At 71.9% G+C, this 6,134-nt stretch carries 6 protein-coding genes and 1 pseudogene; 4 read left to right on the plus strand and 3 right to left on the minus strand.

Annotation, left to right across the window (positions count from 1 at the left end; translation table 11 throughout):
- Positions 1 to 241: 241 nt before the first annotated feature.
- The 3 genes and pseudogenes from QNO09_RS26455 to QNO09_RS26465 all read right to left on the minus strand — a co-directional run.
- Positions 242 to 725, minus strand: a pseudogene (locus tag QNO09_RS26455) (helix-turn-helix domain-containing protein); the annotation flags it as partial.
- A gap of 112 nt (positions 726 to 837) precedes the next feature.
- The gene (locus QNO09_RS26460; protein WP_283972749.1) at positions 838 to 1,944 is read right to left on the minus strand and encodes an NAD(P)-dependent alcohol dehydrogenase; all 1,107 of its coding nucleotides are present in this window, start codon (positions 1,942 to 1,944) and stop codon (positions 838 to 840) included.
- Between the two features lie 21 nt (positions 1,945 to 1,965).
- Complete coding sequence (locus tag QNO09_RS26465) at positions 1,966 to 3,420, minus strand: aldehyde dehydrogenase family protein (RefSeq protein ID WP_283972750.1); 1,455 nt, start codon at positions 3,418 to 3,420, stop codon at positions 1,966 to 1,968.
- 103 nt (positions 3,421 to 3,523) lie between these two features.
- Here QNO09_RS26465 and QNO09_RS26470 point away from each other — a divergent pair, with 103 nt between their 5' ends.
- From QNO09_RS26470 to QNO09_RS26485, 4 genes are all read left to right on the plus strand, one after another.
- Positions 3,524 to 3,961, plus strand: a complete 438-nt coding sequence (locus QNO09_RS26470) for a MarR family winged helix-turn-helix transcriptional regulator (RefSeq protein WP_283972751.1) — start codon at positions 3,524 to 3,526, stop codon at positions 3,959 to 3,961.
- Between the two features lie 201 nt (positions 3,962 to 4,162).
- Positions 4,163 to 4,540, plus strand: a complete 378-nt coding sequence (locus QNO09_RS26475) for an anti-sigma factor antagonist (protein ID WP_283972752.1) — start codon at positions 4,163 to 4,165, stop codon at positions 4,538 to 4,540.
- A 102-nt stretch (positions 4,541 to 4,642) separates the two neighbouring features.
- Positions 4,643 to 5,305, plus strand: a complete 663-nt coding sequence (locus QNO09_RS26480) for a DUF4230 domain-containing protein (protein WP_283972753.1) — start codon at positions 4,643 to 4,645, stop codon at positions 5,303 to 5,305.
- A 195-nt stretch (positions 5,306 to 5,500) separates the two neighbouring features.
- Positions 5,501 to 6,067, plus strand: coding sequence for a VanZ family protein (locus QNO09_RS26485; protein ID WP_283972754.1), 567 nt, complete (start codon positions 5,501 to 5,503; stop codon positions 6,065 to 6,067).
- The last annotated feature ends 67 nt before the right edge of the window (positions 6,068 to 6,134 follow it).

The raw sequence follows: 6,134 nt of genomic DNA on the forward strand, positions 1-6,134 counted from the left end.
ATCAACAGGGGGGGTGTGGACCGCACTCATGAGTACGCACTGCGGGTCGACCGGACGCGATCGCGTCAACTCGCAGCGCCGATGGGAACCTTATCGGGTTTCGACCCCAAAGGATCAACCGCGCCCGCCCGCCGGAGGTGAGGGTTCCGTCACGCTCCGAGAGAAGGCAACGGGTCGACAAATGGCTTTGCTCCCAGTGGAATTGGCCGCTTGCCAGGTCGCGCGGGTGCACCGGCCGCCGGCGGGCGGTCCGGAACGTGCGGCGGCAGGCCTGCGGCGGAGGCCTCGATCGCCGCGTTCAGATGCCGGCGCAGGGAGGCTCCGGCCGCGAAGCCCACCCCGCCCGCGATTTGATTGACCGTCAGATTGCTGGACTCCAGCAGATGCCGGGCCCGGGCCACGCGTTGCCGGATCAGCCGGCGGCCCGGGCTGAGATCCACCTCGTCGTGGCAGCGGCGGGCGAAGGTGCGCCGGCTCATCCGGGCGTGACCGGAGCGGTCGGCCGGAGTGAGCGGTGCGTCGAGGCGCTCCAGTGCCCAGGCGCCGGGGGGGGCGGTGCCGGCGGCGCCCCGCTCGGGGACGGGCTGCTCGATGTACCGGGCCTGGCCGCCGTCCCGGGAGGGCGGGACGACGCGTCGGCGCGCGACGCTGTTGGCCAGGTGGCTGCCGTGGTCCTCGCGGACGAGGTGCGGGCAGATGTCCACACCGAGGCGGGCCCCACCCGAGGCGTCCCCGGCCGCCGCTCCCCCGGCGGCGGGTCGGCGCGGCGGTCGTGTCCGGTCCGGTCGCGGACGCGGGCCGTGGCGCCGGTCCCCGGGGGCGGCGGCCACGGCGGTGTCAGAACGTCAGGACCGGCTTGATGGTCTTGCCCGACCTCATCTCCTGGGCCGCCCGGTCGATGTCCCCGAAGGGGTAGGTGCTGATCAGGCGGTGCAGCGGGAGTCGTCCGTCCTTCACCAGGCGGACCAGGGCCGGAATCATGGTCCGGGTCTCGCTGTCGCCGAGGGTGAGACCGACGATCCGCTTGCCGCCGAGCAGGCCGTTGACGTCCAGGGCGACCTCCGTGCCGAAGGGCGGGGCGCCAACGACGACCAGGGTGCCGCGGGCGGCGAGCGCGTCGACGCCCTGGCGCAGGACGCCGACGTTGCCGGTGGTCTCCACGACGCCGTCCGCCCCCTGCCCGCCGGTGATGTCGGCGAGGGCCGCGCCGAGGTCCGTGCCGCTGGTGTCGACGGTGTGGGTGGCGCCCAGTTCCTCGGCCAGCGACAGGCGTTCGGCGACCCGGTCGACGGCGACGATCCTGGTGGCCGGGGTGAGGGCCGCCGCCATCACGGCGGACAGGCCGACCGCTCCGGCGCCCAGGACGACGACCGTGCCGCCGGTCTCGGGCTTGAGAACGTTCCACACGGCCCCGACACCGGTCTGCACACCGCAGCCCAGCGGGGCGATCGACTCCAGCGGTACGTCCGGGTCGATCTTGACCAGGCTCCGCTCGTCGGCCAGGGCCCGCTCGGCGAAGGAGGACTGGCCGAAGAAGTGGCCGCCCAGGGCCTCGCCGCCCCGGCTGATGGTGCTCGTCCCGTCGGCCCTGCTGCCGCCGATCAGGTTCAGCGGCAGCCAGGTCGCACAATACGCGGGGTGCCCGCCGCGGCAGTTGCGGCAGTCGCCGCAGGAGGTGAAGGAGAGCAGGACGTGGTCGCCCGGCGCGACGCCGGTGACGGCCGGCCCGACGGCCTCGACCACGCCGGCGCCCTCGTGGCCGAGGACCCCGGGCAGCGGGAAGGGCAGCCCGCCGCCGGCCACCCCGAGGTCGGTGTGGCACAGGCCGGTGGCGACCATACGGACCAGCGCCTCGTGCGGGCCGGGCTCGTCGAGGACGACGTCGGAGAGGGTGAAGGGCGCGCCGCCGGACTCGACGACCGCGGCACGGGTGGTGGTGGGCATCGCGATGACTCCTTGACGTGCTCAGTCGAGCGAGACGACGACGGACTTGACCTTGGTGTAACCGGCGAGTGCCTCGGGCCCGTATTCGCGGCCGTAGCCGGAGTCCTTCACTCCGCCGAAGGGCACCGCCGGGTCGAGCATCGCCCAGTCGTTGATCCAGACGATGCCCGCCTGGAGCCGGTCGGCGACCCGGTGGGCGCGGGCGAGATGGCTGGTCTGGACGCCCGAGGCCAGGCCGTACGGCGTGGAGTTGGCGAGGGCGACGGCCTCGTCCTCGTCGTCGAAGGGCTGCACGGTGAGGACCGGGCCGAAGATCTCCTCCTGGATGACGCGGGAGTCGTTGGCCAGGTCGGCGATGACGGTGGGCTTGTAGTAGTAGCCGCCGTCGAGGTCGAGCCGTTCCCCGCCGCAGACGATGCGGGCGCCCTCCTTGCGGGCCAGGGCGACGTACTCCTCGACCTTCTTCAGGTGCTTCTCGGCCGCCATCGGGCCGATGACGGTGGCCGGGTCGCGCGGGTCGCCGACCGGCACACCGGGCACGGCCTCGGCGAGGATGCCGAGCAGGGTGGGATACACCGAGCGGGCCACCAGCAGGCGGGGACCGCCCATGCAGAACTGACCGGTGTTGAAGACGAAGCCCTTGATGACCGCGCCGACGGCCTTCTCCAGGTCGGCGTCCTCGAACACGAGGTGCGCGGCGTTCCCGCCGAGCTCCATGGTGACGGGCTTGAGCGCCTCACCGGCGACGCTCGCCACGTGACGGCCGATCGCGGTGGAGCCGGTGAAGGCGACCTTGTCGACACCGCGGTGCCGCAACAGCGCCTCGCCCGCCACCGGGCCGCTGCCGGTCACGACGTTGACCACACCGTCCGGGACGCCCGCCTCCTGGAGCAGCCGGGCCATGTACAGGGCGCTGAGCGGCGTCTCGTCGGCGGGCTTGTGGACGACCGTGTTGCCGGCCGCCAGCGCCGGGGCGATCTTCGAACCGGCCAGGATCAGCGGGAAGTTGAACGGGGTGATCGCGGCGACCACACCGAGGGGCTCGCGCCTGGTGTAGGCGAGGGCGTTCATGGGGAGGTCACGCAGGGCGCCGTCCTGGCTCTGGGCGAGATGGGCGTAGTACTCGTAGTCGTTGGCCGCGTTGGTGATGTCGACCGCGCCGCACAGCGTGATCGGCTTGCCGACGTCCAGGCTCTCCAGCGCGGCGAGTTCGTCGGCGTTCTCCCGGATCAGCTCGGCGACGCGGTGCAGTACCCGGCCGCGCTCGCGCCCGCTCAGGCCGGACCAGGCACCGTCGTCGAAGGCCTCGCGGGCTGCGCGCACGGCCGCGTCGACGTCGTCGGGACCGGCCTCGGCCACGGTGGTGACGACCGCGCCCCGGGACGGGTCGACCACCCCGGTACGCGCACCGTCGGCGGCCTCGCGCCATCGGCCCCCGATGAACAGCTGCCCGGGTGTGCTCTCGAAGGTGGTCATCGCCACTCCTCAGCGTCGTCGCCAAGATTTCAACAAACAGGATTCCTGTCTGTGCGCAGTCTCTTTACAGACAGGTTTCCTGTCAATGGTCTAGCCTGCCCCCATGCTCGACTCACCGGTGACCAAGGCGCCTCCTTCCCTGCTCTACATGGTCAAGCAAGTGGAGCTCGTCGTGCGCTCGCATCTGGACGAGCTGGTCAGACCGTCCGGGATCACCGCTCTGCAGTACACGGCGCTCACCGTGCTGGAACGCCACGACGGGCTGTCCGCCGCCCAGCTCGCGCGCGACTCCTTCGTCACCGCCCAGTCGATCGCGGACCTGGTCCGTTCCCTGGAGGGCCGCGGGCTGGTGCGCCGGGAGCGCAACCCCCGCAATCGCCGGGAGCTGCTGATCCTGCTCACCGACTCCGGCCGCGAGCTGCTCGCCCGGCACGCCGGGCCGGTCCGGGAGCTGGAGGAGCGGATGGTGCGCGACCTCACGGCACACCAGACGGAGCAGTTCCGCCAGGCGCTCACCAGTGCCTGGCACGCGCTGTCGTAACCCCGCCACCCCCTGAGCGCGCCCCCGGAACGCTCCCGCGCACACCCCGGCGCGAACACCGGCCAACTCGGCCGCAATTCGGAGACATATGTCAATCGAACATGCTCAAATTCACTCGATGGAGGGTAACTTGCAGGGCAGGGAACGGCGTTGAGCCGTGGCCCCTCCCCACGCACGGAGCAGGCTGGAGGCGATCTCGTCGTGCGGCAGGAACCTGCACCGCTCACCCGGCATCTGCGCGTCCGCCAGGAACGGGGGCACACGGTGCTGGAGTTCCGCGGTGAGATCGATCTCGCCGCGGCCGCGGAGATCACCCCGCACCTGGACCGGGAGACGGACCGCCCGGCCGCCCGGGTCGTGATCGACCTCAGCGGGATCGAGTTCTTCGACTGCTCCGGTCTGCGGCTGCTGTACCGGGCCCGCACGCGGGTGCTCGACCGGCGGGGATACCTGCTCCTGGTCTGCTCCCACCCGCTGACCCTGCGTGTCCTGCGGATCACCGGACTGTCCCGGGTGCTGCCTCCGCAGCCGACGCTGGACGCGGCGCTGGAACGGCCGGAGGCGACCTCTCGCCCGTGAGAAGTGCGCCCCGCGTGCTTCCGCCGAGTCACCCGATCCGCAACTCGGCGGTCTGGACCGGGGCGTGGCGGGCATCCGGACAATAGGAAGGAGGGCCGTCGCATGACGACTCCCGTCAAGCGCCTCCCCGGGCGCATGCCCGGCTGGGCGAAGGTGGTGGCCGCGCTCGTGCTGGTGCTCGTCGTGTTCTTCGCCGGGCTCCGGCTGAGCGTGCTCCCGGGCCTGAAGGACCTGTTCGGCACCGAGACGCAGGACCGGTCGGGCCCCGCGCTGCTGAAGTCCATCCAGGACATCAGCCGTTACGACGCGGCCTCCGGCAACTTCCAGGTCGTCGTGGACCTGGAGAAGGACGCCAAGCTGCTGCCCGACGCGATCCGCGGCACCCGCACCCTGTACGTCGGCGCGGGCACCGTCGACGCCTATGTCGACCTCGGCAAGATCGGCGAGAACGACGTGAAGGTCAACGACGACCGCACGTCCGCCACGCTCCGGCTGCCCCACGCCCGACTGGGCGAGCCCGCCCTCGACCCCGACCGCTCCTACGCGGTCTCCAAGCAGCGCGGTCTCCTCGACCGTCTCGGCGACCTCTTCTCGGACAACCCCAACGGCGAACAGGCCGTGCAGAAGCTCGCGGTGCGGCACATCGGCGACGCGGCGAAGGAGAGCGAGCTGACCGCACGCGCCGAGTCGAACACCACCGACATGCTCGAAGGCCTGCTGCGCTCCCTGGGCTTCAAGGAGGTGCGGGTCTCGTACGGGAGCTGATCGGCTTCCGAACGGGGCGGCACACGTCGGCTCCCGGCCTGGAGTGCCCTGGCGAACACGGGGCAACCGAGGGTGGGAACGGTCCCCGGCGACCTCGTCGGGGACGGACCGAGAACGGCCCCCCACGGCATCGTCGGCCCGCCCGGGGGTAACCGCCGTGTCACGCAGGGCAGTCGAAGACTGGAGGACCCCCTCATGGCCAGTGCAGCCTCACGTCCCCGGAACACCGGGTCGGGGAGCGAGCGACGCCCGCTCCCGTGGCCCGTCCGGCTGCTGGCGACACTGTGCGCGTTCCTGTTCATGGTCGCCTTCGCCGTGGTGCTGGCCCGGCTGACCCTGCAGCCCTCCCCCGCCTCGGAGGCGCTGACCCACAGCAATCTCCAGCCGGGCAGCTCCATCAAGGCCTATCTCGACCAGCCCGAGCTGCGGGACGCCGTCAAACAGATCGGCGGCAACATCGCGCTCGGCATTCCCTTCGGCGTCCTGGTGCCGGTGGTCGCCCCCCGCACCCGTGGCATCCTGCGCGTGCTGCTCCTGACGGCGGTCGTGATGCTCCTCGTGGAGTTCGCGCAGGGCGCCCTGGTCACCGGACGCGCCTTCGACATCGACGACGTCATCCTCAACACGACGGGCGCGCTCATCGGCTACCTGCTCCTGGGGCGCCGCCTCAGCAGGGCCGTCCACGCGCGCAAGCCGCGCCCGGACCGGGCGGACGAGGAACCGTCCACCGGCAAGGTCCGGCGCACCGCCGACCGGGCCTAGGCCGCTTCTGATGGATCTCCGTGGGAGAAGGAGCGGCGTTCGGTGCGTGCTCTGGGGGTCCCCCCTG

Origin of the sequence: Streptomyces sp. 378 (assembly GCF_030124145.1) — a bacterium.
Taxonomy (GTDB): Bacteria; Actinomycetota; Actinomycetes; order Streptomycetales; family Streptomycetaceae; genus Streptomyces.

Coding starts and splice junctions, on each gene's coding strand:
- QNO09_RS26460 (WP_283972749.1), bottom strand. CDS start 1,944: ATGCCCACCACCACCCGTGCCGCGGTCGTCGAGTCCGGCGGCGCGCCC.
- QNO09_RS26465 (WP_283972750.1), bottom strand. CDS start 3,420: ATGACCACCTTCGAGAGCACACCCGGGCAGCTGTTCATCGGGGGCCGA.
- QNO09_RS26470 (WP_283972751.1), top strand. CDS start 3,524: ATGCTCGACTCACCGGTGACCAAGGCGCCTCCTTCCCTGCTCTACATG.
- QNO09_RS26480 (WP_283972753.1), top strand. CDS start 4,643: ATGACGACTCCCGTCAAGCGCCTCCCCGGGCGCATGCCCGGCTGGGCG.
- QNO09_RS26485 (WP_283972754.1), top strand. CDS start 5,501: ATGGCCAGTGCAGCCTCACGTCCCCGGAACACCGGGTCGGGGAGCGAG.